The sequence below is a fragment of the Niabella sp. ZPM-14 genome (assembly GCF_055693045.2).
On the sequence record NZ_CM181148.1, the window covers coordinates 1,138,713 to 1,164,201 of the forward strand.

Genomic DNA, 25,489 nt, shown 5'->3' on the forward strand with positions numbered 1-25,489 from the left:
TTATCAATTGACAATGTCCTATCATGAAAAAACCACCGGGGGTAAATTCCTCCGGCGGTTTTGCATGTTGTTTTATTGAATTAAGGCATCCTGTTCTTGTTCTCAGCCGCCATGGCGCTGTTGAGCTGCGCATCTAACAGCGGGTAAGGGAAATAGCGCATGTTGGGTTTGGCCCTGGCCGGCAAACCACGTTGCTGCAGGTATGCATTCGTAGTTGACTCATACTTTCCGAAACGGATTAAATCGGGGCGACGCTTATATTCAAACACCAGCTCAAACCCGCGCTCATCGAGGATCTTCTGAGCCATTTCTTCTTTGGAGCCCGGCACGGGAAACCCGGTGCTGCCATATATTGGCGCTCCTGCACGTGCCCTGATCTCGTTGATATAAGGCAGCGCGGCGGCGGGACCGCTTAACTCGTTTTCGATCTCGGCTTTGTAAAGAATAATATCTTCAATTCTGAATATGGATATGGTACGTCCGTCATAATAAGAATTGGACACCATTTCGTAAGAATATTTTTTCGTTGCAACATTCTTCAGGAACTTAACGGTATCAGCGGGTGGCGTGGTCTGACCCGGAGCGGGGATCATGTAAAAGAAACCGTTCTTGGTAGAACCATCACGGGCTGCGGCACCTTCATAGTTGTAGTAGAAGAATTGCTTTCGGGGATCCTGGTCGCTGTATTTTCTCCAAAACTCGAGGGACACACCGTAATACTGCCATCTGTCGGGCACTTCCTTGCTGTCAAGCGGACCAAAATGGTTGGCGATTTCGCCCCCGTTTAACGCAGGTTCGTGAAGGATGCAGAATATAAAACCTTTGTCGAACTTATTGCTTTCTGACCAAACATTCTTGAAGTCAGGATTTAAACGATACACCCCTTTTGCTCTCAATGCCAGTATCTGATCTACATAGGTTCTGGCGTTCTGATAATCATGCGCACGAAGGTATACATTGGCCAGAAGGGCTGCTGCCGCGCCTTTGGTAGCTCTGGAGAGTCCGTCTGAAGCCGCCCAGGTTTCGGGCAGATTTTCAACGCCGAATTTACAATCCTCAATGATCACCTTATCAATATCAGCTACCGGTGTCAGCGGCATGCCTGCGGTCTGACCGGGAGGAATCACTTCCGTGAGCAAAGGCACAGGCCCCCAGGCGTCCGTAAGATCTCTGTAAGCTAATGCACGCAGAAAACGGGCTTGCGCGATAACACCTCGTTTTTTGGCATCATCCATCGGCACCGCATCGATTTTTGACAGCAGAATATTGGCGTTGCTAATCACTTCGTACATGTATTGCCAGTTATACCGGAAATAGCGGTTGTTGTCGTCGTACGTCAAGTCGCTGAGTTTGGTAGGGTCTCCGGCAGCGGTTGAGTAACCCATATCCGTGGTATAATCGGTGGTCATTACCAGGTATCCATTGTAATACATCCAGCCGTCACCGGGATAAGGACCCAGATCTGCATACACCCCCGTTAATGCAGCATCAATGTCACTTTCCGTTTGATACGCGTTTTTGCTGGTCAGGTCACTATATAATTTGGGCTCCAGCTTGGTACAGCTAAGCGCCACAGCGGGTAACAGTGCCAGTAGTATATATTTCATTCGTATATTTTTCATCCGTAATTTTTTTAAAACTTAGAAATTCAGATTGATCCCGATTGAAGCTGTTCGCAGGGCCGGATAAGAGTTAAAGTCCAGACCACTACCTCCGCTGGCAGTCTGACCACCTTTCGGAGTGCCTGCTGCATTGGATTGCAGCGGATTCGATTCGTAAGCTTTGGTGTCCACTTCAGGATCCCAGCCGGAGTATTTTGTGATGGTAAACAAATTCTCCAATGTTAGATAGAGTCGTGCTGAATTGATGACCCTGGACCTGGAATGCAGTGTGTAACCTAATGTTACGTTTTTCATCCTCAGGAAACTGGCCCGCTCTATGAAATGAGAATTGATATAACCACCATGCTTCATGTAATAAAAGCCATTGCGCGGAATATCCGTGTTGGTGTTGGTCGGCGTCCAGCGGTTTAAAGCGTCTGTCGTCCGGTTCCATTCCAGGTTCATTCTCGACATGTTCAAAAGATCATTTCCCACCGAACCGTGGAAGAACACGTTTAGATCAAAGTCGCCATAGTTGAACGTATTGGTAACACCATAAATAAATTTCGGCATTGCCGAACCGATAATCGTACGGTCGCTGCTATTGATAATACCGTCTCCGTTAATGTCAACGAATTTAGGATCGCCCGCTTTGGAATTAGGTTGTGGCGCATATGTTTCATTTTGCTGTAACACGCCGTCATACACATATCCAAACAAAGACCCTAAAGATTCGCCTTCACGAATCACAGCGAATTGTTCTTCTGACACGTTCCCCACGGGCTTGGAAGAAGACAGGAAAATATCCTTGCCTCCGATGTCCAGCACTTTATTGCGGTTGATCGCTACGTTCACGCGGCTATCCCATGAAAATTTTGCACCGTTGATATTGTGAGAAGTTACGTCTACTTCAAAACCACGGTTTTCAAGCGATCCCACATTGGCTTGCTGGGTGGTGAATCCGGAATAAAGCGGCAGATTTCTCGCCAACAGCAGATCGGTAGTTTTCTTGTAATAGGCATCGAGTGAAACCGAAATACGGTTCTTCAGGAAGCCCATATCCAGACCCACGTTGTATTGCGCGGTAGTTTCCCATTTAAGATCAACATTCTCCGGAGCCGTAGGGCTTGGATGGGTTCCCGCGGAGTTGGTAGAGCCGTCGTAAGTGACACGCGTAGGAACGATGAGGTCATAAGACGGATAAGAGCCAGGGATCTGATCGTTCCCGGTTTTACCGTAACCCAGTCTTAATTTTAAGGAGGAAAACGTGTTCAGGTTCTGTATAAAATCTTCTTTATCCATTCTCCATGCGAAAGCTCCTGAAGGAAAATATCCCCAGCGGTGGTTGGCACCAAACTTCGATGAGCCATCACGTCTCATAGTGAAAGTAACCAGATATTTATCAAGATAAGAATAATTCAACCTGCCAAACATAGAGATCAACAGATATTCAGATTTAGCCGAGCGCACACCCGTAATGGTGGAAGCTGCACCCAGGTTATTAAATCCGAACGCATCGGTTGAAAACCCTTTCACACTGATGCCGCGGCTTTCAGTAGTAGTTTTTTCATAAGCGTACCCGGCCAGTGCGCCAAAGCTATGTGCAGTGCCAAACTCCTTGTTATAGTTCAGGGCCGCATCAAATAACTGGCGGTTGGACTTAACATCGGCCGTGGTAGCCACTCCGTTGTCGATACCGCCCTGGTAAGTGCTTCGGGGCAGATAAGTTCCGGTGAATGAGTGATTGATCTCTGTACCGGCGTTCATGCGCCCGGTCAATTCTTTTATCGGTTTTACTTCCAGGTAGGCAACCCCATTTAAGCGGTCCTGCGTTAATTCGTTCTGACGACCCAACAGGTTGGCCAACGGGTTGTCACCTCTTCCTCCGGGCGGGCGGCCAAAACTGCCATCAGCATTATACACCGGCACCGTGGGATCGTAGGTCAATATGCCCAACAATACATTGCTCTGCAAAATATTGCCTCCATAGTCCTGGATGTTCGACTTGCTTCTTTGCCCGTAAACAGACAATCCGGTTTTGATATAATCGTTTATTTTCTGATCCACGTTGACGCGGCCCGAAATCCGGTTAAAGTTGGTATTCTTGAGCACCCCTTGCTGTCCGAAGTAGCCGAGGCTTCCTAATACTTTGGTGTATTCGTTACCGCTTTGGTATTGCACATTGTGGTTGTTTACCGCGCCTCTGCGGGTGGTCTCCTCGATCCAATCGGTGTTGACACCAGACCTCAGTTGAGATTCTGTATAAACGCCATACTGCTGGTTTTCCTGCCCTTCTATTTCGCGATACAAGTCATTTGCCAGCAGCATGTACTGTTGTCCGTTCAACATCTTGCCTTCATAATGATCGGTAATCTGCTGAACGCCATAATAGCCGTTATAGGAAATGGACGGCTTGCCGGTCTTTCCACGCTTTGTGGTGATGATCACAACACCGTTGGCACCGCGCGCTCCGTAAATCGCAGCGGCAGACGCATCCTTCAAAATGTCCATCGATTCGATGTCGGCCGGGTTGATATCAATACCGTTAGTCGTCGGCATTCCATCGATCACATAAAGTGGCTCGTTAGAACTGTTGATCGAGTTAGGTCCACGAACTTTCACAGAAATACTTCCACCAGGGGCTTTAGAATTTTGAGTCACCAGGACACCTGCAGCCCTCCCCTGTAAGGCTTGGGCAGCGTTAGCCACCGTACCACCCTGAGTCAGGTCGGACGCTTTGATTGTAGTAATGGCACCGGTAAGATCACTTCTCTTCTGCGTTCCGTATCCGACCACAACGACATCCGATAATTGGTTACCCAGTGATGAAGACATGGCAATGGTAACAGAGTCCTCGCTGCCGGTAAGCGCAACGGTCTTGCTTTCATAGCCAACGAAAGAGGCTATGAGCGATACATCGCCTGATGGCAGCTGGATCGTAAAATAACCATTAGCGTCGGCAACGGTGGTGGTGGTGCTTCCTTTGATGGTGATGGTCGCTCCCGGAAGTGGACTTCCGCTGGTCGCGTCTGAAACTTTTCCGTTGAGCGGACGCGTTTGCGCCTGAGCGCCAATTGTTAAAAAAGTGCAAAAAAGCACCATGAGATACGGCGAAAGTCTTGTCATTTAAGATAATTTATTGTGAACATTGGGGTCAGAAAGAAAATCGACCAGCAAATTTTAATAATTTACATAATAGATAATGATGCAACCGTTTGCGCAAAATTCCGGATATTGAAAAAGACATGAAACCATATATAACATATTTATTACCTGTTATGTAACGCTTGGATCAACTCGTTTCAAGCCGTAAAAAACATCGCTAACAAATGCCGTTTGCTTTTAATTTTGTATACCTTGACTAAGTACTCCAGATACCAGCTTTTGATCCCGTTGTTGCTTGCAGCAACCGTTTATTGCAGCGGTCAGACCGCAGACACCACACGGGTCCCTCCTATGCCCAGTATGCAGGAGATCAGCAAAGACTGGGGACCGAATGACCATCTGAAAGTTGGCGCCATCTGGTATGGCACAGATTACAATTCCTTTAAAGTATTACCCTACACAGAAGAAGAGCATGTTTGGATCTCCAAGCTGCCACCGGCCAAGCTGGAACAGGTGAAACGCGAATACAACCGCCTGCGGAACGCTGTGTACGTTTGTTATCCCTACGCCAGGCTGGCGGGCCACACGATCAACCAGATCAACGAACAGGTAGCCAAGGCAAAAAGCAAGAAAGAAAAAAAAGCCATCATTAAAGCGAAAGAAAAAGAACTGAAAAAACAGTTTGCGGATCCGCTGACCAACCTGTCTGTCTACCAGGGCAAGGTGCTGATGAAGCTGATCAACCGGCAGACCGGTAACAATTGCTATGACATTTTGAAAGAGTATAAAGGCGGACTCAACGCGCGCCTGTACCAAACTGTAGCCTTTTTTTACGGGGGCAGCCTGAAGCAGGATTACAACCTGAAGGAAAGTTTCGACCGGGATATTGAAAATTTTGTACAGGAGATCGATGCCACCTGGTACAACAACCCCTACAGGAACCCGACAGTGATCAAAAAATGATGGCCCTGAACAATTTCACAAATTTCCAACAAGGCCTTTAAATTATAGGGTGGTGGGAGCATTATCCCTATTTTTGCGAGCGTTATAAATTAAATTTTCACATGAATTTCAAAAAAGTAAACAACATTACCGGCTGGGTAGTTTTTGCGATAGCCGCACTTACCTACACGCTAACTAAAGAAGCCAGGGGCTCCTTGTGGGACTGTGGAGAATTTGTCGCCTGTGCTTTCAAATTAGGAATGCCTCACCCTCCGGGTGCACCGTTATTTACTTTATTAGGTAGATTCTTTATTATACTGTTTGGGGATAATCCCATGACCGCTGCTACTGCCGTAAACTTCATGAGCTCGCTGGCCAGTGCTGCAACGATTCTTTTCCTGTTTTGGACCATCACGCATTTTGCGCGTAAGATGTTTGTAAAAGCGGGTGAAGTCCTCACCAATCCTCAACTGATCACCGTTATGGGTGCCGGCGCCGTAGGCGCTTTAGCTTACACCTTTACAGATTCTTTCTGGTATAGCGCTGTTGAAGGTGAAGTATACGCCCTGTCCTCTTTCTTTACCGCATTGGTGTTCTGGATCATCTTAAAATGGGAACATGCGGATGAGCGTGCAGGTACTGATGAAGTAGCACGCGTTCACGGTGACCGCTGGATCATTTTCCTGTTCTTCATGATGGGACTGTCTATCGGTGTCCATCTGCTGAACCTGCTGACGATCCCCGCCATTGTAATGATCTATTATTACCGACGCTATAAACCAACGACAAAAGGCGCGATCTGGGCATTTGTCATTGGCTGTATCATCACCGGGATCGTACAGGTCGCGGTTATTCAATACAGCATGAAAGCGGCCGGTCTTTTTGATGTATTCTTCGTTAACAACCTCGGAATGCCGTTCTTCTCCGGCTTCGCGGCCTATTTTATTTTCGTCGCCGGACTGATCGCCTGGGCACTGATGTTCAAGGCCAATGTATCCAAAACAAAAATAATTGTATGGACGGCGCTCTTCTTTACGCTGGCATTTTTACCATTTGCGTTTTCCGGAACAGCAGCCATATTCAAAATTTTATTGCTGCTCATCGTGGGCGGCGTATTGGGTTACTTTATTAAGCCGACAGCATTGAAAGTGCTGAAGTTAACCCTTTGGTGTTTTGCCTTCATGATGGTAGGCTATTTCATGTATTTCACTTCCATGATCCGCAGTAATGCCAACCCGGGCATTGACATGAACAATGTCGACAACCCGATCAACCTGGTGTATTATCTCGGACGTGAACAGTATGGAAGCGCGCCATTGATTTACGGACCTCATTTTGCGGCCGAATACAGAGACGAAGATGGCGATGGTATGATCGACATGAAGACCGGTGAAATGAGATATGTAAAAGGAAAAGATCGTTATATAGCTACCGGAAGGGATCGTGAGCCTCTTTATCAGAGCAGCGATATGCAGCTGTTTCCCCGTATCTGGGATCGCAGTAACGATCAGAACCACGCACAATTTTATGCCGACTGGCTGAACCTGGAACAGAACCGGGATCCGAATACCGGTCAGACCACTTACGGCGCTCCTTCTTATGCTGATAATATTAACTGGTTCTTTACCTACCAGACCGACTTTCTTTTCATGCGTTACTTCATGTGGAACTTTGCAGGAAGACAAAATGACCTCCAGGGAAGAGGGAACAAACGCGATGGTAACTGGATCTCGGGAATCGGCCTGATCGATACACCGAGACTCGGCGATCAGAGCAAGATGCCTGAAAGCCTTCGCGAGAATAAGGCACACAATACGCTGTTCATGCTGCCCATTATTTTGGGTGTGCTCGGACTAGTGTTTCAGCTGTTCCGCAACCGCAACGATTTTATTGTAACATTGATCCTCTTCTTCTTCATGGGAGAAGCGCTGGTGATCTATCTGAACGCGCCCGGCCCGATGCCGAGAGAGCGCGACTATGTATTTGTCGGCGCCTGCTATGTGTTTGCAATCTGGATCGGCTTGTCTGTACTGGCTTTTGTAAAACTCGCGCTTGAAAAGAACGATAAAGAGCTTTTCAAAAAAGTGCTGATCTATGGCGCTACTTTCACATTCTTAGTTACCATCATCAGCAGCCTTACCGGTTCGGGTAGTGGCGCGTTGATGAGCAGCATTGTTGCCGCCGCCTTATTTGTGGCAGTTGTGGCTTTGATCACGTTTATCATCAAAGCCGTTTCAGGCAACGGCACCAACTTCCGGATGGCGGGCATCACCGCTACCCTGGTCTGCCTGCTGGTCCCCGCCTTGATGGCACAGCAGGAATGGGATGACCACGACCGTAGCCAAAAAACGCTGGCACCCGACCTGGCCAAGGACTACCTGGAAAGTTGCGCGCCGAATGCCATCCTGTTCACCTTTGGCGACAACGACACTTATCCGCTCTGGTATGCGCAGGAGGTGGAAGGCGTACGTCCCGATATCCGGATCATCAACACGAGCCTGTTGGGAATCGACTGGTACATTAACCAGTTAAGATATAAGATCAACCAGGCTCCCGGTGTTGATGTGATCTGGACGCCTGAACAAATCGAAGGGCACAACCGTGAATACATCCGTTTGGGTCAACCACAGCAGGGGCAAAATCTGGATCCGAACGCGTTCTATCCGTTATACGATATCATGAAGGATTACCTGGGTCAAAAAGTTACAGATGAAGATGGTAATGATGTAGGCCCTAACACAATGCCTTTCCGGAAGTTTTTTGTTCCAGTTGACAAGCAGCTGGTGACTAAGAATGGCACGGTGAATCGCGGAGACAGTGTATTAGCACAAATGGCGTTCGAAGTACCGCAGGGTGCGCTCCAGCGCAGCGACCTGATGATGCTGAATATCATCGCTACTAATAAATGGCAACGCCCGATCTATTTCACTGCGCCTTATGGCCAGCTGGGCTTTGGACAGCACCTGAGAAAAGACGGGTTGACCTACCGTCTGGTTCCTGTAATCACTGCCAGCCCTGAACAGAATTGGGTAACTGACCAGGCTATGAGGGCGATGAGAGCCGGCGGATCTTCAGTGAGAGCCAATAACCAGGCAGCCATCTTTGACAATCTGAAAAAGTTTGAATTCGGTGGTGCTGCTAAGAAAGGTGTATACTTTGACGAAACCAACCGGCAGTACCTCCTGAACATCCGCGGCATCTTTGCAGAAGCGGCAGGTAACCTGGCCGATGCAGGCAAGACGGATGAAGCTGTTAAATTGCTGAACATGGAAGCACAGGGCATCGATCCTGAGAACCTCCCCTATGGAATGGCCAGCTACTTCAGTCAGCACAATCAAACCGGTATCCTGCTGTCAGAAGCTTATTACAAAGCAGGCCAGCTGGATAAAGCAAGAAAAGTAGCTGAAGGCGTGCGCAAGGATATCAACAGCCAGAAAGCTTATTATAATTCGCTCAAAGCAGAAAAACCCGATTACTTTGCATCGATGGAAAATGAAGCCATTGTCAATGAAATCATGGGTGAAGTGTTGAACGCGGTCGAGCAACAATACGATCCGCTCAAAAAAGCATCCAAAAATCCCTCCCAGGAATTGACACCCGAGCAGTTATTAAAAGCGGCCGATAGTGCAGGCGCCGCAGCTCCGGGACAATAAAACATATCTCGTTATCATATCAAGGTGGTCGGCTAATGCCGACCACCTTTTTTTGTAGAAGCCTGCGCGGCCTGATCAGGAAAATGTTCACACTGTTCTCCTGAAAGATCAACCGGCATTCTTTTGTCCCAACATCAACAGCTCTGATGCCTGTACTTCTGTAATATATTTTTTTTCACCTGACTTGTCCGTATAACCCCGGTGAATGAGCTTGCCTTCAATGGCTACTTCTTTCCCCTTTTCAAGATACTTGCCGGCTATCTCGGCAATCTGGCCCCAGGCGACCACATGATGCCATTGGGTTTCTTTCACGCGTTCTCCCTTCGCATTTTTATAGACCTCGCTGGTGGCGATCGTGAAGCGGGCCACTTTCTTTCCGCTATCCAATGTCTTTACTTCGGGATTGATACCCAGGTTTCCGATCAGCTGAACTTTGTTTCTTAGTGCGTACATAATGGTAAGTTTTGTGTTGCCATAGCAACGGTTTACGATTTTTATTTCAATCATCCGGCGCCGGACGACCACACAAAGATGTCCCCCGCCAATACCGTTACTCGTATTTTAAAGATTTACTTACGACAATAAGTGGTTACAAACGTTTACAAATGAATACAGATACAGGTGAAATCAATAAAACAATTAAATTTATATCGCCAAAACTAAGGACACCAACCAACCGATATAACATATGAAAAAAGATAAAGACCTGATAGGTACGATCTTATCCGATTATGAAATAGCGCTGACAAAAATCATTCTATACTGCGTTAATGAACTACCATTCCCTTTGGGTATTAAGAAAACCATCTCCGTACTTAAAGGAGTAAAATCAACGTTTGCAATCAATAATCAATTGCAACATCTTGTAACATTTTCTTTACTATCGTCATTTTCAAAGAGCCAATTAGCCACAATGATCGAAGTATTGCTATTAGCAGAACTTTTACGGATTGAAGGAGTGTCCGTTTATGGCAATATGCCGGTACTTAAAATAAGTGAAAAAGGAAGCAATTGCCTGAACGGAAAAGAAGTACTGCTCATCTCTTTTTTAGACGCACTTACCGACAATGACGTTCAGGAGCTTAATGAATCAGAGCAAATGCTCTTTTTAACGTTAAAAACTTTAAGACGGGCATGTGCAGGAGAGAACGACTTACCTGCATTTGTTGTTTGCAGCGATCAGGTTTTAAGAGAAATATGTTTGAAAAAACCAACAGATAAAAAGTCATTGCTTGCAATAAAAGGTGTCGGGGAAAAATTTATTGATAAATATGGAAGCGCCTTCATCCAATCAATCGAAACACACCTGCAACGGTAGTCCCAAGGTCAGAACAACTATTCATCACACTTAACTGCCACCCTATGCTTCCGACAGATCAAACCCCATCCCGTCTCTGCCTTTCCTGCGGCAAACCCGTAAAGGGCAGAAGCGATAAAAAATTCTGTGACGATTATTGCCGCAATCAATACAACAACCAATTGAAAGGATCAGACCATCTCCTGATGCGCAATATCAATAATGCGCTCAAAAAGAACCGGCACCTGCTGGCCACCTTGCTCCCCACGGGATCAGACACTTTCAAGATCAACCGGGATCGGCTGCTCGCGCTCGGATTCAACTTCAAATACATCACCCATCAGTATACCACTCAAAAAGGAAACACCTATTCCTACTGCTACGACCTCGGGTACCTTCCTTTGGAAAATAACTGGATCCTGGTAGTAGCCGACAAAGACCAGCAAGCGGCGGCCGGGCGATAATCCGGCGCGATTGGGCCTGAAGATCAATTCGTTTGATGATCAGTGAACCGGGTTGCCGTTTTAGCGTTATATTTAGGTATGCGCGGATTCCATTTCTCAAAATTTGACATCAACCAGCAAGGAAAGTCGCCCTTCGAAAAATTGCTGGACATATTTATGCAGCTCCTCACCTACACCAGCGGCGACGTAGGCGAAGTCCTGCAGTGGCTTAACCAGCTGGACAAAGAATACCAGTTAACCGATGATGAGTACGGCATCGGTGATTTCATCGACGATCTCAAACAAAAAGGCTATATCACGGGTGACCAGGAAAAGGGAGAAATAAAGATCACTCCCAAAACCGAACAAGGCATCCGCAAAAAGAGCCTGGAAGAGATCTTCGGAAAGCTGAAAAAAAGCAATCAGGGCGATCATAAAACCTTCAAACCCGGTCAGGGAGATGAAATCAACCCGGAAACCAGGCCATTCCAGTTTGGCGACATGCTGGAACAAATCGACTTCACTGAGTCTATCAGAAACGCCCAGATCAACCACGGTGTGGAAAGCTTTTCGCTTCGCGAAGACGACCTCAGCATCCGCGAAACAGATTTTAAGACCCAGACCTCCACGGTGCTGATGATCGACATTTCTCATTCTATGATACTTTATGGAGAAGACCGGATCACGCCTGCCAAGAAAGTGGCTATGGCCCTCAGCGAGCTGATCACTACCCGGTATCCCAAGGACACACTGGACATTGTAGTGTTTGGCAATGATGCCTGGCCGGTTGAGATCAAGGACCTCCCCTATCTGCAGGTCGGGCCCTATCACACCAACACCGTTGCCGGCCTGGAACTGGCTATGGATCTGCTCAGACGGAGAAAAAACCCCAACAAGCAGATCTTTATGATCACCGACGGTAAACCCACCTGCCTTAAAATTGGCAAGCGCTACTATAAAAACGCTTTCGGCTTGGATCGCAAAGTGGTCAATCGCTGTATGAACCTCGCAGCGCAATGCAAGAAAAATAAGATCCCGATCACCACCTTTATGATCGCGACCGATCCCTATCTTCAAAGATTTGTGCAGGAATTTACCGAGATGAATCATGGCAAGGCCTACTTCGCCTCGCTGGATAACCTGGGAAGCTTTATCTTTAAAGACTTCGAAAGCGGTAAATCAAAGCACGTCTTTTAACCTGGAATTTACAGAGCTAAAATATTACATGAGTAGCGCTCAACTTCACCCTCGAAACCTACATATCACCATCTATAACATTAAATAAAACTTAATACATCGTGGTCAAAACCTTAGGCGAATTAATTAAAAGCGGATACCAATCCAAATCGATCAAAGAAGAAGTCAGGCAAAACCTGATACAGAAACTAAAAGAAGGAGATCCGACGTTTACGGGAATCGTCGGGTACGAAGACTCTGTCATTCCCGAAACAGAACGTGCCTTACTCAGTAAACATAACATCCTCTTATTAGGCTTGCGGGGGCAGGCCAAAACCCGTATGGCGCGACAAATGACAGACTTGCTTGACGAATACATCCCGGTTGTAGCAGGCAGCGAAATCAATGACGATCCCTTAACCCCGATCTCCAGGTATGCCGTCGATCTGATCGCTGAAAAAGGGGATGCCACTCCTATTGAGTGGCTCCATCGCAGCCAGCGCTACGGTGAAAAGCTGGCTACCCCTGACGTAAGTGTGGCCGACCTTATCGGAGACATTGATCCTATCAAGGCCGCCAATTTAAAACTGAGCTTCGCAGATGAACGGGTATTGCATTATGGTATCATTCCCCGGAGCAACCGGAGCATTTTCGTGATCAATGAGCTGCCCGACCTGCAGGCGCGCATCCAGGTATCATTGTTCAACATCCTGGAAGAAGGCGATATACAGATCCGTGGCTTCAAATTAAGACTACCGCTGGATATCCTGTTTGTGTTCACCGCAAACCCCGAGGATTATACTAACCGCGGCTCGATTGTAACCCCGCTGAAAGACCGTATACAAAGCCAGATCCTGACGCATTATCCCAAATCGCTCGAACATGCTTTGGAAATCACGGAGCAGGAAGCCGTCGTGCATGATGAAGTGGTAGAAAAGATCATGATCAGCGACCTCGTGAAAAGACTGATCGAGCAGGTGGCATTTGAAGCGCGCAACAGCGAATTTGTCGATAAAAAAAGTGGCGTCAGCGCGCGACTGACCATCTCGGCCCGGGAAAATGCCGTAAGTGCAGCCGAGCGCCGCGCCCTGATCAATGGCGAAAAATCAACCCAAGTCTGGATCTCCGATCTGGCAGGCATCATCCCATCGATCACCGGGAAGGTAGAACTGGTCTATGAAGGCGAACAGGAAGGACCTTACCAGGTAGCGATGAACCTGGTGGATAAGGCCATCAGAACACAATTTGTTCAATATTTTCCAGATCCCGATCAGCTTAAAAAGAGAAGAAATACCGGGAAGCCCTCCGCACAGCAAAAGGCGGATGAAAACCCATACCGGTCCATCATCAACTGGTTTGACAAAGGCAACCAGTTGAATATTCCTTTCAATACCAAAGATGAGCAGAAACTGCAATTGCTCTATGCCGTGGACGGACTACATGCACTGGTAAAAAAATACTTTGCCGGAGCGAATGACATGCAGGCCGGCCTGCTCATGGAATTTGTATTACACGGTCTGGCTTCCTACTCCACCATCAGCAAAAAGATGTTTGAAAGCCAGGTCGAATTCAAAGATCTTTTCGGAAGCATGATGAGTATGGACACCGGGCACGATGAAGACCTGGGGTTTGAGGAGGACGATGCCTGATCATGCGTCAGTAGCTTTTCATTAACAACAATTATATATATTGGCGTTGTTTAAACTTTTTTCATTCTGCGAAAGGGATGGAGCCGGATCATGTGTGCCAACAAGAGCGATATTTTATGCCGGTCTTTATGGCTTCAGCGGCCCCGCACTAATTCCTGGCGCTGGCAGCGCTTTCTGATCCGATGATTTGATTGGAGCTTGCGTACAGAAACGGTCAGACGGAGACCGTCAGACCGGGTTAGGTGGGACTTCTCCGCTTCGGTTCGCTTTGAATGAGGATATTATTTTAAAATGTTCTGCTGAAAAATATTCAAAAGGTTAAACAACTTCATTGATAAGACACAAATGCGTTGAAGTGCATTTGTGTCTTTTGTTTAATGGACCCTCAAAAATTTAATTGTGCATTCATGGTGTAAAAGTTCACCCGCTCAAACGGTCCAAAGTGGCTCTTATCGCAAGAAAGAGTAGTAACTTTAGTAAAAGATCACACGCTGAAGAACTGTATGACAAAAACCCTGGCGATGCTGTTGCTGCCTGCGATAGGGCTGCTGTTACTGGGCTGCCCCAATAGCTCGGTGCCCAAAAAGTCAAATGTCCTCAACGGATCTCCAGGTGGACAACGCGATCCGCAACCCGCGCCGTCAACGTCGAACCAAACTGTTTTTGTCACACCAAACGATGGCGAAAAAACCGAACCGGCAAAAAAGGATGCTGCCGGGAATACAGCATCGACATCATCCCCTGCAGGTACTGCAACGTTCCCTTACGGATCAGCTGCTTATTACAAGTATAAAGCCGACAGTCTGCAAGCAGCTTATTCCCAAAATGATTACGCCAGGAATATCCGGATCATTACCGATCAGCTTTCGCAACCACCTTACGGACAACCGAACCCGGCGGTCAACACGAAAGAATGGTACGCTGCTATTGACTTTGATATCAGAAAGCCCAACTTTATCATCTTACACCATACGGGTCAGAACAGCGCAGCACAGACCCTGCATACTTTTTCGCTCCGCCGCCCCGGCCGGGAATCGAGCGCCCATTACCTGGTAGGCAGGAACGGGGAAGTGTATCAGTTACTCAACGACTATGTACGATCCTGGCATGCCGGTGCCAGTAAATGGGGAACCATTACCGACCTCAACTCCTGCAGCCTGGGCATAGAAATAGATAATGATGGTAAAAACGAATCGTATAGCGAACAACAGGTCGTTTCCCTGTTAAAGCTCCTTGGCTATTTAAAAGAAAAATATAAAATACCGCAATCCAATATCCTCGCCCATTCGGACATTGCACCAGGGAGAAAAGAAGACCCCAGCATCTATTTTCCATGGAAAAGGCTTGCAGACGCGGGGTTCGGGTACTGGTATGACAGCAGCCGTCTGCAGGAGCCTCCCTCCGACTTTGATCCTATATGGGCATTGCGTTTAATAGGCTACAACGTCAGCGACCCGGCCAAAGCGATCATCGCTTTTAAACACCATTATTTGCAGGCATACAATTCAGGCACGCTGACGGGCTACGATAAAAAGATCCTTTACGCGATCGCCTTGCTGTATAAATAACATGATACGAGCCTACGCCTCGCATCACCTCCGCGGCGTTTTAGTCAACGAACTGAAGTCCGTTGCTGTCAGATTACCGAAGCGCCGCTTATTGTCCCGGTCTTTTTCTCACAATCGTCTCATCACACTCAGCCTTAAGCCCTGTATTTAAAAAAGGAAACGCTTAGGTGCGCGGATACGTTACGGACGTATCCGACGAGGTTCCTGACCTACTGCGTTAGGTTTCGGACACATCCGGACGATCAATACAATGGTTCGTCGGGCTTCCGCGCCTGTTCAAGGCGGTTCCGCACCCAGGTAGTGAGATGTTGAACCTTGCGCTACCGGTGGTTCCACCCCAAAATACCTGTTCGGGACGCGTCGGGAGGGGTATCGAACAGGTATGTACCAGTTTCCGGCTGATCCGGATGATTCCGGAACGCCGGGGAACCATTCAACAACCCCTCTAGATCATTTCCTGCAAGGCACCGAACGAAAGGCACCTGACCAGTCTGAACAAGGAATCTTTCTAACCTGATTGAACCGCTGTCAGCAGGCCCTGCCCTGCATTACCGCAAGACAATGGTAGCCATCACCGGCAGGTGATCAGACAAACGATTAACAGGAACCCCGTGCTTTCGGACCTGCTTCAGGCGGTCTTTTTTCACGAGAATATAATCGATCCTTTTAAAGGCTTCAGGCGCAGGATACGTGAGGATGTTTTGATCATCCGTGTCGGTGAAGTGTTTTTCGAGTTCCCGAATCTCTTTAGCATCAGGCGTCGCATTCAAATCGCCGGTAAAGACGACCGGCATTTCCTGGTTGTGTAAAAACCTGATCACTTCGCTTGCCTGTACCCATCGCGAACTATCGTCCAGCGCAAAGTGAGCCGACGCAAACCGGATCTTTTTATCACCGGGAATAGTAATGATGGCACTGATCATCGCTGTTGAAGCATGCTGGCTTTTCAGCAACGGCATTCTTATTTGCGCCACATCCGAAATAGGATAGCGCGACAGAATGCCCATGCCATACGCACCGCCCTGAAAGGCAAAGTGCCGGACAAAAGCATAATGATAGCCGGTTTGTTCACCCAACCTCCGCATCTGATCTACGTTACCACTGCGCGTGCACACGCTGTCTACCTCCTGCAAACCAATAAGGTCAGCCCCGGACGCCTTTATAAAAGCAGCCATAGCATCCAGCTGACCCTGCTCGTCCTTGTCCGCTCCATGGTGGATATTGTAGGTCATAATGGTCAACTCTTGCGCAGGAGCGGTCTGCGCAAAGGACAACAAAATAGCTATCATCCCGTAATAAGTTGCTTTCATATTATGATTCATTGAGCCATTCAAAATCTGCCGAACGGGGCATGGCGTCATAGGCGGATATGACCAGCTCGGGAGGCGCACATAGTTTTCTTCGGATGGTATCCATCCAGGCGCCATCCAGGTTCAGCACCGCGGAGATCGTGTCACCATTCTTCACAATGGTATGACGCATAGAAAAACGGCTGAAATCTCTTTTCGCTTTCGTAAGTTCCACGTCAATCACCACTTTATCTCCCTGCCTGATCTCGAGCTTGAACACACATTCTTCTCTGAACAGCACCGGGCCGATATGCAGCTCCTGCATGGTAATCGTTGAAAGGCCGTGTTCCAGGAGAAACGCAATCCGGCAGGAAGCGCCCCAGTCGTAATATACACTATGTCTCAGATGCGCATTCGCGTCCAGGTCCGACCACCTGATCTCCACCTCTTGTTGGTATACCGGCATGATCCTGATGATTTAAAGTAGTTTCAAAATTGGGTGCATAAAACTATTCTTCTTCCTCTTTGTGCTGCTCTATTTTATTGCGGTCTCTGTCGTAAAAAATGTATAAGTTCAAAATGTTAAGCACCCCAAAAATTGTTTATCAGTTCCGTAACAATGTTACGACTATTTTTGCACCTCCCGAACCGCCCGGGCCCGGCCCGGGTAGTAAACATTAAAATATAAACATCCACGAATGAAGAAAGTCAGTATTATTCTTGTATCATTTACTATAACCACGGCGGCGTTTGCACAGACCAAGGCCAAGACCCCGGTTAAGCCTGCTGCGACGGCACCTGCAACACCTGTTTTAAAAACCCTGGCAGACTCTGCCAGCTACGCTATCGGGCAGAACATCGCACAATCCATTACAAAAGACCTGAAGAATCTCAACAAAGAAGCGTTCCTGACTGCTATCAAAACCGTGTTTGACGGGAAGGATCCCCGGTTCAGCGAAGAGACCTCCCGCTCCATCTTAATGAATTTCTCGCGCCAGGAAGAAGAAAATCAACACAAAGCAGTGATTGATTCCGGACGGGCGTTCCTGGAAAAGAACAAGGCCAATCCCAGGATAAAGACCACCGCGAGCGGTCTGCAGTACGAAGTGATCAAAGAAGGAACCGGTGCCAAACCCGGCCCGGAAGATACTGTGGTATGTAATTACAAAGGCACATTGATCGACGGTACTCAGTTTGACAATTCTTATGACCGCGGTCAGCCATTGACGATCCATGTATCCAGCGTGATCCCGGGCTGGACAGAAGGACTGCAACTGATGAGCGCCGGATCCACTTACAAATTTTATATTCCGCAGGAACTGGGCTACGGCCTGCGTCCTGCCGGCGATATTCCTCCGGGCAGTACGTTGGTATTCGAAGTGGAATTGCTCGAGGTAAAGAAGTCACAATAACGCTGCGGGCGCACAGCACGCAGGTTTTAAAGTAAAACATGGGTCTGTTTCACAACACCCATCACGAAAGTACTTTGAACGTGCCCCACATTCTCCACCTGGCTTAATTTATTGACATGGAAATCGTAATAGGTTTCCATGTCTTCTGTTAAGACCTTCAGTAAAAAATCAAATTCCCCGGAGATGCTGTAACACTCGAGCACTTCGGGCATCGCCAGGATCGATTTGATAAACCTGGACCCCGCGATCTTGTTGTGTTGCCTCAGCGACACATGGCAGATCACCATCAGACGCTTGCCTAATTTTGCCGCGTCGAGCATGGCCGCATAATGGGTAATGATCCCTGATTGCTCCAGCCTTTTTACCCGTTCATGCACGGGAGTGGTACTTAAATGTATCGTATCAGCTACTTCCTTGACCGTCATCCGGCCATTTTTTTGCAGCAGCTTCAGTATCTCCAGGTCCTTCTTGTCCAGACCCATAGACACTTGTTCTTTCTGATCTTTATTTACTGCCATTAAAAAGAATTTTATTCTGCAAATAAACCCAATTATGGAACTATATTCTAAAATTATCTTTTAACACTAATGTTTTATCCTGTTTATTACTTTTGCAGCAGGATTTAAGACCACGGAATGGTCTTCAACTTTTCAAATTTTAAATGTATAATATGTCAACCGTTACAAAATCACAGATCGACTTCGACCTGAAGTATAAGGTAAAAGATATTTCATTGGCCGATTGGGGCCGCAAGGAGATTCGTTTGGCCGAAGCTGAAATGCCGGGCCTGATGAGCATCCGCGAAGAATATGCTGCGTCTCAACCGCTGAAAGGTGCGCGCATCGCGGGTTGCTTACACATGACCATCCAAACCGCCGTGTTGATCGAAACGCTGGTAGCATTGGGCGCCGAAGTAAAATGGAGCTCTTGCAATATCTTTTCAACGCAGGACCATGCTGCTGCGGCTATCGCTGCTGCAGGCGTAGGTGTATTTGCGTGGAAGGGCCAGACCCAGGCAGAAGCTGACTGGTGTATCGAGCAAACCTTGTTCTTTGGTGCGGCAGATCGTCCTTTGAACATGATCCTGGATGATGGCGGTGACCTGACCAATATGGTACTGGACACTTATCCTGAACTGGTTCAACATGTAAAAGGAATCAGTGAAGAAACAACGACAGGCGTTCACCGTTTGTACGAGCGCGTGGCAAAAGGAACCCTGCCGATGCCTTCTATCAATGTAAACGACTCGGTGACTAAATCCAAGTTTGATAACAAATATGGCTGTAAAGAATCACTGGTAGATGCGATCCGTCGCGCTACAGACGTGATGCTGGCGGGTAAAGTAGCTGTTGTTGGTGGATATGGTGACGTAGGTAAAGGCTCTGCTGCTTCTCTGGCGGGCGCAGGCTGCCGTGTTATTGTAACAGAAATCGATCCGATTTGTGCTTTACAGGCTGCAATGGACGGATTTGAGGTAAAGAAAATGATCGATGCCGTAAAAAAAGCAGACATCATCGTAACAGCTTCCGGATGTCGCGACCTGATCACCGGCGAGCATTTCAAAGCCATGAAAGACAAGGCGATCGTGTGTAACATCGGCCACTTTGATATCGAGATCGACGTTGCCTGGTTGAATGAAAACTACGGAAATACAAAAGATACCATCAAGCCACAGGTAGACATCTATAATGTGGACGGAAAAGATATCATTTTGCTGGCAGAAGGACGCCTGGTGAACCTTGGTTGTGCTACCGGTCACCCCAGCTTTGTAATGAGCAACTCCTTCACTAACCAGACACTGGCGCAGATCGAGCTTTGGACCAACCACGACAAATACGAAAACAATGTGTATGTGTTGCCTAAACACCTGGATGAAAAGGTAGCGCGGTTACACTTGTCGAAGATCGGTGTGGTACTGGACGAGCTGACAGATAAACAAGCGGCTTACCTGGGAATTCCTAAAGAAGGACCGTTCAAACCGGAATTGTATCGCTATTAATAAAACTGCTGAGTTTTATATAAGAAGCTGTCTCGGGGGAGGCAGCTTTTTTTATAAAAAAATTTTAAAATAGAATATTTTGATCGTCAGATAAGCAAAATCCAAAATCTAAAATTTGGCTGATCCGCCTTAAAAAAACAGGCATTTGTAGTGCAGGCACACAGCTTTAAGAATACAGCTCATTCAAATACAGGAAAACAAGAGAGAAATTAAAATATTATTAATAATTCATATTGATACAACATTTAAAATAGCTCGATAAGTAACTGTTTTGTAAGTCGTTGCAATCACTATTTTGGCAACTTTTTTGTAATTTTGTTGTTTCATAAAGTAGTCGGTTTACTAATGAAATTAAGAATCGTACATATCATCGCCTGTTTCCTTTTTTCGCTATTCGTATCGAAAGAAGTGGCCGCAGATGTGCGCTTAATTCATGCTCAGAAAAAAGAAGTTTGTAGTGACTGCGAATCCCGGAGTGCAGAACAAAGCGCTGAAGAACGGGGATTGGAACAGGAACAAAAACTACTGACAGACGCCTTCCTGATGCCGCTGCCTGTGGCGGGAAACCTGCTTGACCACATAGTATATAATGCCCCCTATATCCCTTGCATTGACCTTGGCATTCTAACACCTCCTCCTGAGTTCGCATAATCTTGTGCGGCCCTGAACCGCGCTACAGGCGATCTGAAGCCTGATATTTTCAACAACATTATTCTGATTTTTTAGTCGCCTCGCGGCGAACGTTCCAAAGGTCTGGACAGCCACTACTAAAGATGTAGCTGATCCAACCCGTGAAGAGATAACATTTAACAATTAAACCCCTACATATGAAACAGGTATTTATAGCATTAACATGTCTTTTTATTTCAGCAGTGTCTTTCGGACAAGTGACTGATCCGCAAAAAGTGATCAAACTGGGCGCTGACGCGCATTTTATTGAAGAGCTGAACCTCGAAAAAGGTAAAGAGTATGGCTTCCTGGCCAAGGATGTGCAGGACATGTTCCCTAACCTGGTGAAAGAAAAAAGGATCAGCGAGCGTTTTGGTAAAAATGCGTATCGCACAAAAGTGATCAAAGTGATCGACGAGAAAGCACTGATCCCTGCCCTGGTTTCTTCGCTTAAAAAACAACAAGTGGAAATCCAGGATCTGAAACAAAGACTAGTTACCGTGGAAGGAAAAATGTAACCGTCAAAATATTAAAGCTTTAAAAGCTGTCTCTGAAAACATTCGACTTTCGGAGACAGCTTTTTTGTTGCAACCTAAAATCATTCACCGGCGTCAATGGATTATAAATGATCCAATTATGAGAGCCCTGTTACTTTTATTCATCCCACTGGTGCTGCTTGGCTGCACGAAACACAAACTGCAAAAATTTAATAACCGCATTGTCGGGAATTGGGACCTTACTGAAATCAACACTTTTGGAGTGGGCAGCAGCAACATTGTCTTTGACGGTGGCCAGTTCCAGTTCAAAAGCGACAACGGTGCGGTCTATTATGATCGCTCCAACAACGCCTATTACGGGGAATGGTATATTGATGCCTACACCTACAACGAAGCTGATGGCGACACAGATACCGAGTTTATCCTCAGCATCAATGTGTCTGACGGACGGCATACAAAATTTGACAGCTTTGAAATACCTCGTTTTGGCAATGCAAATCGGTTCAAAGCCAAGATCCGTAACAGCCTCAACACGGTGACTTATGTCTTCGAACGCAGGTAACCCTACATTCCGCGACAATCGTAGCACCGGATGTTGCCGGGAGCCTTTGGCAGACAGCGTCTAACCGTACCATGCTATCGCTTTTTGGGTACAAAACTTGTGTAACTCTTCTCTGTAGCGCATCTTGTTATAAACAAGACGTGCGGGGCAAAACAATTTCCCGGGCGCCATCGGGTAACACATTTTAAAAAGAAAGCGATGAAAAATATTATATCTCATATAAGCATCTGGTGCTTCGGCATCATGACTATTTTAGCCGGTTGCGCTTCTCAACAGGGCGCACAACAATCGGCCGCCACCAATTTTGAGAAACTGGTGGATGAGCAGAACTATACGTTTGTAGCGCAAACAGTGATTCCTACCGAGGACAGCCGCTACAACCCGAGGTTTTTATTTCCCAATGCCAACAACCTGTATCAGCTCACCGGTGGCTACGATGTGAAAGTGCGGCCAGACTCCGTTACAGCCTATTTGCCGTTCTTCGGGCGCTCGTTCACTGCACCACTGGATCCCTCCAAGGGAGGTATTAAATTTACTTCCACTGATTTTGAGTATAAGAAAACCGTACGCAAAAAAAATTACCAGATCACGATCGTTCCCAACGACGTCAGGGAAGTCAGAGCGCTCTACATCACGGTGACCCCTTCCGGATACGCGTCAGTGCAGGTGCTGAGCCAGAATAAAACGCCCATATCATTCAACGGTCGTATCGAAGCCAACGAATAGCCGATTATTGATTATAAACAACTGTTAGTAAATCTACGCGGCCTCAGACCTTCAAAAAAAACAAAAGGTTGTAAATTTGCCGGATGGTTGATTACGATAACAAGCAGATTCGTGTAGCGGTGTTAGACTTGAATGCGGGATATCCCAACCAGGGAATGCGGTGTATTCATGAAATCTTACACCGGTGGGCAGCGGAGAAGGGAACGGGTATCACTTATGACGTGTTTGATGTAAGGGTGAAAAATGAATTGCCCGACCTGTCTTACGACATTTACATTTCAAGCGGAGGCCCCGGCGATCCGTTGAGCACCCGGTTTGACGACTGGGATATCAATTGGAATCGATGGCTCGGTGATGTCATTCGCTGGAACGAAAACCCCGACAACGCTGTCAAAAAATTCGTGTTTCTTATTTGTCACTCCTTTCAGCTGGCCTGCAGGTATTTCAACGCTGGTTTGCTGTGCAAGAGAAAATCCACTTCCTTTGGCGTGTTTCCCATGCATATTATGCCGGAAGCCATTGGCGACCCGGTTTTCCGCCAGTTAAAAAATCCATTCTTTGGAGTAGACAGCCGGGATTTCCAGTTGATCCAGCCCAATCTGGATCTGCTGCATGACATGGGCGCCTACATTACCTGCCTGGAAAAAGAACGTCCTCATGTACCCTATGAAAGAGCGGTGATGGGCATCCGGTTCAGCAGTTATATTTTCGGTACGCAGTTTCATCCCGAAGCCGATGCAGCGGGTATGAGCAAGCACTTTGAAGATGATGAAAAGCGCAAGACCGTCATCGAAAACCATGGAGAGGCGAAACTGGTGAGCATGCTGGAGCACCTGGAAGATCCGGACAAAATCCACTGGACCAACAAAAACCTGATCCCTAACTTCCTGAATGAGGCCTATGACCACCTAATGGTCGGGGAAATGGTCGAGGCATAGATTCCTTTTTCATGATGATCCGCCTTTAGGAATGAAAGGTTTCACGCCAGAAATGAACTCAAAGTAAATCTCGTCGGGATTTAATCAACTTCCAACGAAGGATAATGATCTTACTTTTTTAATGATATCAATAAAAAAAGCTCCTGAAAATTCAGGAGCTTTTGCCATATGCTGTAACCTACCATTACATTAAAATGTTATGAACTCGTTCTCATAGTTCTTCAGCCAATCAATACCTTCGAATCCCCATGAATCAGCCACCGGAATTCGGATCCAATAAAAAGCTGTCCTTGCTATACTGGAACTTGTTATCAATAACTGAGATTTTGAAGGATCGGCCGGAGGCGCTGTAAAGTTGCACGGTATCATGCTCTCAGACAACCAGGAAAAGGGACCTGCTAATGTTAAGGGCAAGCTGCCTCTTCCGGGAGCATAGTTACTAAACTTCCCCCCAAAAGCGTCATTACAAGGCCAATATCCAATTAAATTCTCTTTTTTAGGATGGTCATTAACCACATCCTCAAGACATAGTGTACTTCTAACTTCATTATCAGTCAGGGCTGTATTAAATATCCTTACATCTGCCAATCCATAGGTTACAGGATTATATCCAGGATCGGCACCCCATCCAAATGTCAACGGACTACTATTAGCGATGTTACCCCAACCTGAACCTAAATTCACATTTGATGTTTCAACAATCCGCATGTCATCTGTAAACCGTTTTACCCATCTACTGCCAGCGCTATCATAAAACACTACTGTCAAAGTATGCCAATTGCCATCCGCGTAGGAACCAGTTGGCGCTCCTTGAATTCTTCGTTCCCCGCTGGTGGTTGATCGTACAGAAATAGACCAATTGCCGCCCCCGGAAAAAATAGACCATCCAGAAGTGCTTGGCCAACGGCTCATGGTAGAAACCCAATGGGGATAGTTACCAAACCCTATACCCTTCATTTTAAATTGAATAGTTTGCTGACCGGTTCCTACATTGTACAAACCCCCATCATCAAGTGCCTGTGCTTTTACGGTAGCCCCATCCCTGCCTTTTATTTCTACAATAGAATAATCCGCGCGTCTGAATTCAGTGGGCTTAAACTTTTCGTTATAAAACATGACCAATGAAGAGTTCTCGCTACTTGTTCCACCACCGTATTCATTACCAACGCCTCCATGCGTGCTAGTTAAAATAATTAGCCAATCTTCCTTTTTATTATATTCTGGTCTTGCTTTTAGAGCTGTCATTATTTCCCCTACGTATTCATCAACTTGTGTAATAGCATCTTTATAGCTTGTATTTGCAGTAGTAAATCCTCCTGCTTTACCGGCAATGGACGGCGAGTTAAAATGGAGTACCATAAACTCCGGATTTTTGTTTTTGATACGGGCAATGGCCGAATCTTTCACGCCCTTGTCTGCCGTCGTAAGCACCGGATCTAACACTTCAGGCACCACGCGCTCCACCAATGTGGGCCAGGACGAGATAAAGCTCGTACGCATATTGTTTTTACTGGCAGACGATACTATGTAAGAAAACATAGAAGGGTAAAATGGCGGAGCCCCGGAATGAGGATCACCTCCCTCCCCCGGGCTAAACAGGAAAGAACTATCTTCGATTCTATGACGTCCGTAGGACACTCCCGATACCAGGGTTTTCCAGGACGTCGCATCAGTGGTGATTTCATCAGTAACGCCATCCCATTGAAACTTGGCATGCGCTAACATACTTTTTATGGTGGGCAGGTCCATGGCCTTTACCTCACTACTCACCGCACCGTCAATCCCGATAAGCAACACCCTCCGGCTGGTGAGTACGTTAGACGTATCCAGGTCATCTTCAAAATAAGGAGGAGGATCGGCATATTTCTTACAGGAAGTAAAAGCAACGGTAGAAAGCAGGATCACCGTTAGTAAACTATATACTATTTTTATTTTCATCTTAATCCATTTTTTAAATTCGATT

The 25,489-nt window shown here is 46.8% G+C and carries 21 protein-coding genes; 14 read left to right on the forward strand and 7 right to left on the reverse strand.

Annotated elements, in window-relative coordinates:
• Positions 1 to 80: 80 nt before the first annotated feature.
• Positions 81 to 1,607: a RagB/SusD family nutrient uptake outer membrane protein gene (locus ACU37H_RS04860; protein WP_472703237.1), complete on the reverse strand. Its 1,527-nt coding sequence runs from the start codon at positions 1,605 to 1,607 to the stop codon at positions 81 to 83.
• A 33-nt stretch (positions 1,608 to 1,640) separates the two neighbouring features.
• A complete protein-coding gene (locus ACU37H_RS04865) occupies positions 1,641 to 4,727 on the reverse strand; it encodes a SusC/RagA family TonB-linked outer membrane protein (RefSeq protein ID WP_472703238.1) in 3,087 nt (1,028 codons plus the stop codon).
• A 231-nt stretch (positions 4,728 to 4,958) separates the two neighbouring features.
• Here ACU37H_RS04865 and ACU37H_RS04870 point away from each other — a divergent pair, with 231 nt between their 5' ends.
• A complete protein-coding gene (locus ACU37H_RS04870; RefSeq protein WP_472703239.1) occupies positions 4,959 to 5,669 on the forward strand; it encodes a DUF4294 domain-containing protein in 711 nt (236 codons plus the stop codon).
• Positions 5,670 to 5,770: 101 nt separating this feature from the next.
• Positions 5,771 to 9,301 carry a DUF2723 domain-containing protein gene (locus ACU37H_RS04875; protein ID WP_472703240.1) on the forward strand — a complete coding sequence of 1,177 codons (3,531 nt, stop codon included), beginning with the start codon at positions 5,771 to 5,773 and terminating at the stop codon, positions 9,299 to 9,301.
• A gap of 108 nt (positions 9,302 to 9,409) precedes the next feature.
• On the opposite strand, the gene ACU37H_RS04880 is transcribed toward ACU37H_RS04875, so the two are convergent.
• Positions 9,410 to 9,754 (reverse strand): single-stranded DNA-binding protein, encoded by a 345-nt coding sequence (locus tag ACU37H_RS04880; RefSeq protein WP_472703241.1) that lies wholly within the window; start codon positions 9,752 to 9,754, stop codon positions 9,410 to 9,412.
• 235 nt (positions 9,755 to 9,989) lie between these two features.
• On the opposite strand from ACU37H_RS04880, the gene ACU37H_RS04885 reads away from it, so the two are divergent.
• From ACU37H_RS04885 to ACU37H_RS04905, 5 genes are all read left to right on the forward strand, one after another.
• Complete coding sequence (locus ACU37H_RS04885) at positions 9,990 to 10,619, forward strand: HRDC domain-containing protein (RefSeq protein WP_472703242.1); 630 nt, start codon at positions 9,990 to 9,992, stop codon at positions 10,617 to 10,619.
• A 44-nt stretch (positions 10,620 to 10,663) separates the two neighbouring features.
• On the forward strand, positions 10,664 to 11,062 hold the full coding sequence (locus ACU37H_RS04890) for a hypothetical protein (RefSeq protein ID WP_472703243.1): 399 nt from the start codon (positions 10,664 to 10,666) through the stop codon (positions 11,060 to 11,062).
• Between the two features lie 78 nt (positions 11,063 to 11,140).
• Positions 11,141 to 12,238 (forward strand): vWA domain-containing protein, encoded by a 1,098-nt coding sequence (locus tag ACU37H_RS04895; protein ID WP_472703244.1) that lies wholly within the window; start codon positions 11,141 to 11,143, stop codon positions 12,236 to 12,238.
• A 101-nt stretch (positions 12,239 to 12,339) separates the two neighbouring features.
• The gene (locus tag ACU37H_RS04900) at positions 12,340 to 13,866 is read left to right on the forward strand and encodes a MoxR family ATPase (RefSeq protein WP_472703245.1); all 1,527 of its coding nucleotides are present in this window, start codon (positions 12,340 to 12,342) and stop codon (positions 13,864 to 13,866) included.
• Between the two features lie 503 nt (positions 13,867 to 14,369).
• Positions 14,370 to 15,434, forward strand: a complete 1,065-nt coding sequence (locus ACU37H_RS04905; protein WP_472703246.1) for an N-acetylmuramoyl-L-alanine amidase — start codon at positions 14,370 to 14,372, stop codon at positions 15,432 to 15,434.
• A gap of 548 nt (positions 15,435 to 15,982) precedes the next feature.
• On the opposite strand, the gene ACU37H_RS04910 is transcribed toward ACU37H_RS04905, so the two are convergent.
• Positions 15,983 to 16,744, reverse strand: coding sequence for an endonuclease/exonuclease/phosphatase family protein (locus ACU37H_RS04910; RefSeq protein ID WP_472703247.1), 762 nt, complete (start codon positions 16,742 to 16,744; stop codon positions 15,983 to 15,985).
• Between the two features lies 1 nt (position 16,745).
• Positions 16,746 to 17,189 (reverse strand): acyl-CoA thioesterase, encoded by a 444-nt coding sequence (locus ACU37H_RS04915; protein WP_472703248.1) that lies wholly within the window; start codon positions 17,187 to 17,189, stop codon positions 16,746 to 16,748.
• 232 nt (positions 17,190 to 17,421) lie between these two features.
• On the opposite strand from ACU37H_RS04915, the gene ACU37H_RS04920 reads away from it, so the two are divergent.
• Positions 17,422 to 18,135, forward strand: a complete 714-nt coding sequence (locus ACU37H_RS04920; RefSeq protein ID WP_472703249.1) for an FKBP-type peptidyl-prolyl cis-trans isomerase — start codon at positions 17,422 to 17,424, stop codon at positions 18,133 to 18,135.
• A gap of 26 nt (positions 18,136 to 18,161) precedes the next feature.
• Here the strand turns inward: ACU37H_RS04920 and ACU37H_RS04925 are convergent, their stop codons facing one another.
• On the reverse strand, positions 18,162 to 18,653 hold the full coding sequence (locus ACU37H_RS04925) for an Lrp/AsnC family transcriptional regulator (RefSeq protein ID WP_472703250.1): 492 nt from the start codon (positions 18,651 to 18,653) through the stop codon (positions 18,162 to 18,164).
• 152 nt (positions 18,654 to 18,805) lie between these two features.
• Between ACU37H_RS04925 and ahcY the strand changes: the two genes are divergently transcribed.
• The 6 genes from ahcY (at position 18,806) to ACU37H_RS04955 (ending at position 23,526) form a co-directional block, all read left to right on the forward strand.
• A complete protein-coding gene (gene ahcY / locus ACU37H_RS04930) occupies positions 18,806 to 20,134 on the forward strand; it encodes an adenosylhomocysteinase (protein WP_472703251.1) in 1,329 nt (442 codons plus the stop codon).
• Between the two features lie 345 nt (positions 20,135 to 20,479).
• Complete coding sequence (locus ACU37H_RS04935) at positions 20,480 to 20,785, forward strand: hypothetical protein (RefSeq protein ID WP_472703252.1); 306 nt, start codon at positions 20,480 to 20,482, stop codon at positions 20,783 to 20,785.
• Positions 20,786 to 20,961: 176 nt separating this feature from the next.
• Complete coding sequence (locus ACU37H_RS04940; RefSeq protein WP_472703253.1) at positions 20,962 to 21,321, forward strand: hypothetical protein; 360 nt, start codon at positions 20,962 to 20,964, stop codon at positions 21,319 to 21,321.
• A gap of 118 nt (positions 21,322 to 21,439) precedes the next feature.
• Entirely contained in the window at positions 21,440 to 21,862 is a 423-nt protein-coding gene (locus ACU37H_RS04945) for a hypothetical protein (protein ID WP_472703254.1), read from the forward strand.
• 198 nt (positions 21,863 to 22,060) lie between these two features.
• Positions 22,061 to 22,588, forward strand: coding sequence for a DUF4251 domain-containing protein (locus ACU37H_RS04950; protein ID WP_472703255.1), 528 nt, complete (start codon positions 22,061 to 22,063; stop codon positions 22,586 to 22,588).
• Between the two features lie 83 nt (positions 22,589 to 22,671).
• Complete coding sequence (locus ACU37H_RS04955; RefSeq protein ID WP_472703256.1) at positions 22,672 to 23,526, forward strand: type 1 glutamine amidotransferase; 855 nt, start codon at positions 22,672 to 22,674, stop codon at positions 23,524 to 23,526.
• 189 nt (positions 23,527 to 23,715) lie between these two features.
• Here ACU37H_RS04955 and ACU37H_RS04960 read toward each other — a convergent pair whose 3' ends face one another.
• A complete protein-coding gene (locus ACU37H_RS04960) occupies positions 23,716 to 25,464 on the reverse strand; it encodes an alkaline phosphatase family protein (RefSeq protein WP_472703257.1) in 1,749 nt (582 codons plus the stop codon).
• Positions 25,465 to 25,489 lie beyond the last annotated feature (25 nt).

Excerpts from the sequence above, each read along its gene's own strand:
- ACU37H_RS04950 (WP_472703255.1), top strand. The coding sequence starts at position 22,061 with ATGAAAAATATTATATCTCATATAAGCATCTGGTGCTTCGGCATCATG.
- ACU37H_RS04890 (WP_472703243.1), top strand. The coding sequence starts at position 10,664 with ATGCTTCCGACAGATCAAACCCCATCCCGTCTCTGCCTTTCCTGCGGC.
- ACU37H_RS04915 (WP_472703248.1), bottom strand. The coding sequence starts at position 17,189 with ATGCCGGTATACCAACAAGAGGTGGAGATCAGGTGGTCGGACCTGGAC.
- ACU37H_RS04905 (WP_472703246.1), top strand. The coding sequence starts at position 14,370 with ATGACAAAAACCCTGGCGATGCTGTTGCTGCCTGCGATAGGGCTGCTG.
- ACU37H_RS04945 (WP_472703254.1), top strand. The coding sequence starts at position 21,440 with ATGAGAGCCCTGTTACTTTTATTCATCCCACTGGTGCTGCTTGGCTGC.
- ACU37H_RS04935 (WP_472703252.1), top strand. The coding sequence starts at position 20,480 with ATGAAATTAAGAATCGTACATATCATCGCCTGTTTCCTTTTTTCGCTA.
- ACU37H_RS04880 (WP_472703241.1), bottom strand. The coding sequence starts at position 9,754 with ATGTACGCACTAAGAAACAAAGTTCAGCTGATCGGAAACCTGGGTATC.
- ACU37H_RS04910 (WP_472703247.1), bottom strand. The coding sequence starts at position 16,744 with ATGAAAGCAACTTATTACGGGATGATAGCTATTTTGTTGTCCTTTGCG.
- ahcY (WP_472703251.1), top strand. The coding sequence starts at position 18,806 with ATGTCAACCGTTACAAAATCACAGATCGACTTCGACCTGAAGTATAAG.
- ACU37H_RS04860 (WP_472703237.1), bottom strand. The coding sequence starts at position 1,607 with ATGAAATATATACTACTGGCACTGTTACCCGCTGTGGCGCTTAGCTGT.
- ACU37H_RS04940 (WP_472703253.1), top strand. The coding sequence starts at position 20,962 with ATGAAACAGGTATTTATAGCATTAACATGTCTTTTTATTTCAGCAGTG.
- ACU37H_RS04875 (WP_472703240.1), top strand. The coding sequence starts at position 5,771 with ATGAATTTCAAAAAAGTAAACAACATTACCGGCTGGGTAGTTTTTGCG.
- ACU37H_RS04955 (WP_472703256.1), top strand. The coding sequence starts at position 22,672 with ATGGTTGATTACGATAACAAGCAGATTCGTGTAGCGGTGTTAGACTTG.
- ACU37H_RS04925 (WP_472703250.1), bottom strand. The coding sequence starts at position 18,653 with ATGGCAGTAAATAAAGATCAGAAAGAACAAGTGTCTATGGGTCTGGAC.
- ACU37H_RS04885 (WP_472703242.1), top strand. The coding sequence starts at position 9,990 with ATGAAAAAAGATAAAGACCTGATAGGTACGATCTTATCCGATTATGAA.
- ACU37H_RS04920 (WP_472703249.1), top strand. The coding sequence starts at position 17,422 with ATGAAGAAAGTCAGTATTATTCTTGTATCATTTACTATAACCACGGCG.
- ACU37H_RS04960 (WP_472703257.1), bottom strand. The coding sequence starts at position 25,464 with ATGAAAATAAAAATAGTATATAGTTTACTAACGGTGATCCTGCTTTCT.
- ACU37H_RS04895 (WP_472703244.1), top strand. The coding sequence starts at position 11,141 with ATGCGCGGATTCCATTTCTCAAAATTTGACATCAACCAGCAAGGAAAG.
- ACU37H_RS04865 (WP_472703238.1), bottom strand. The coding sequence starts at position 4,727 with ATGACAAGACTTTCGCCGTATCTCATGGTGCTTTTTTGCACTTTTTTA.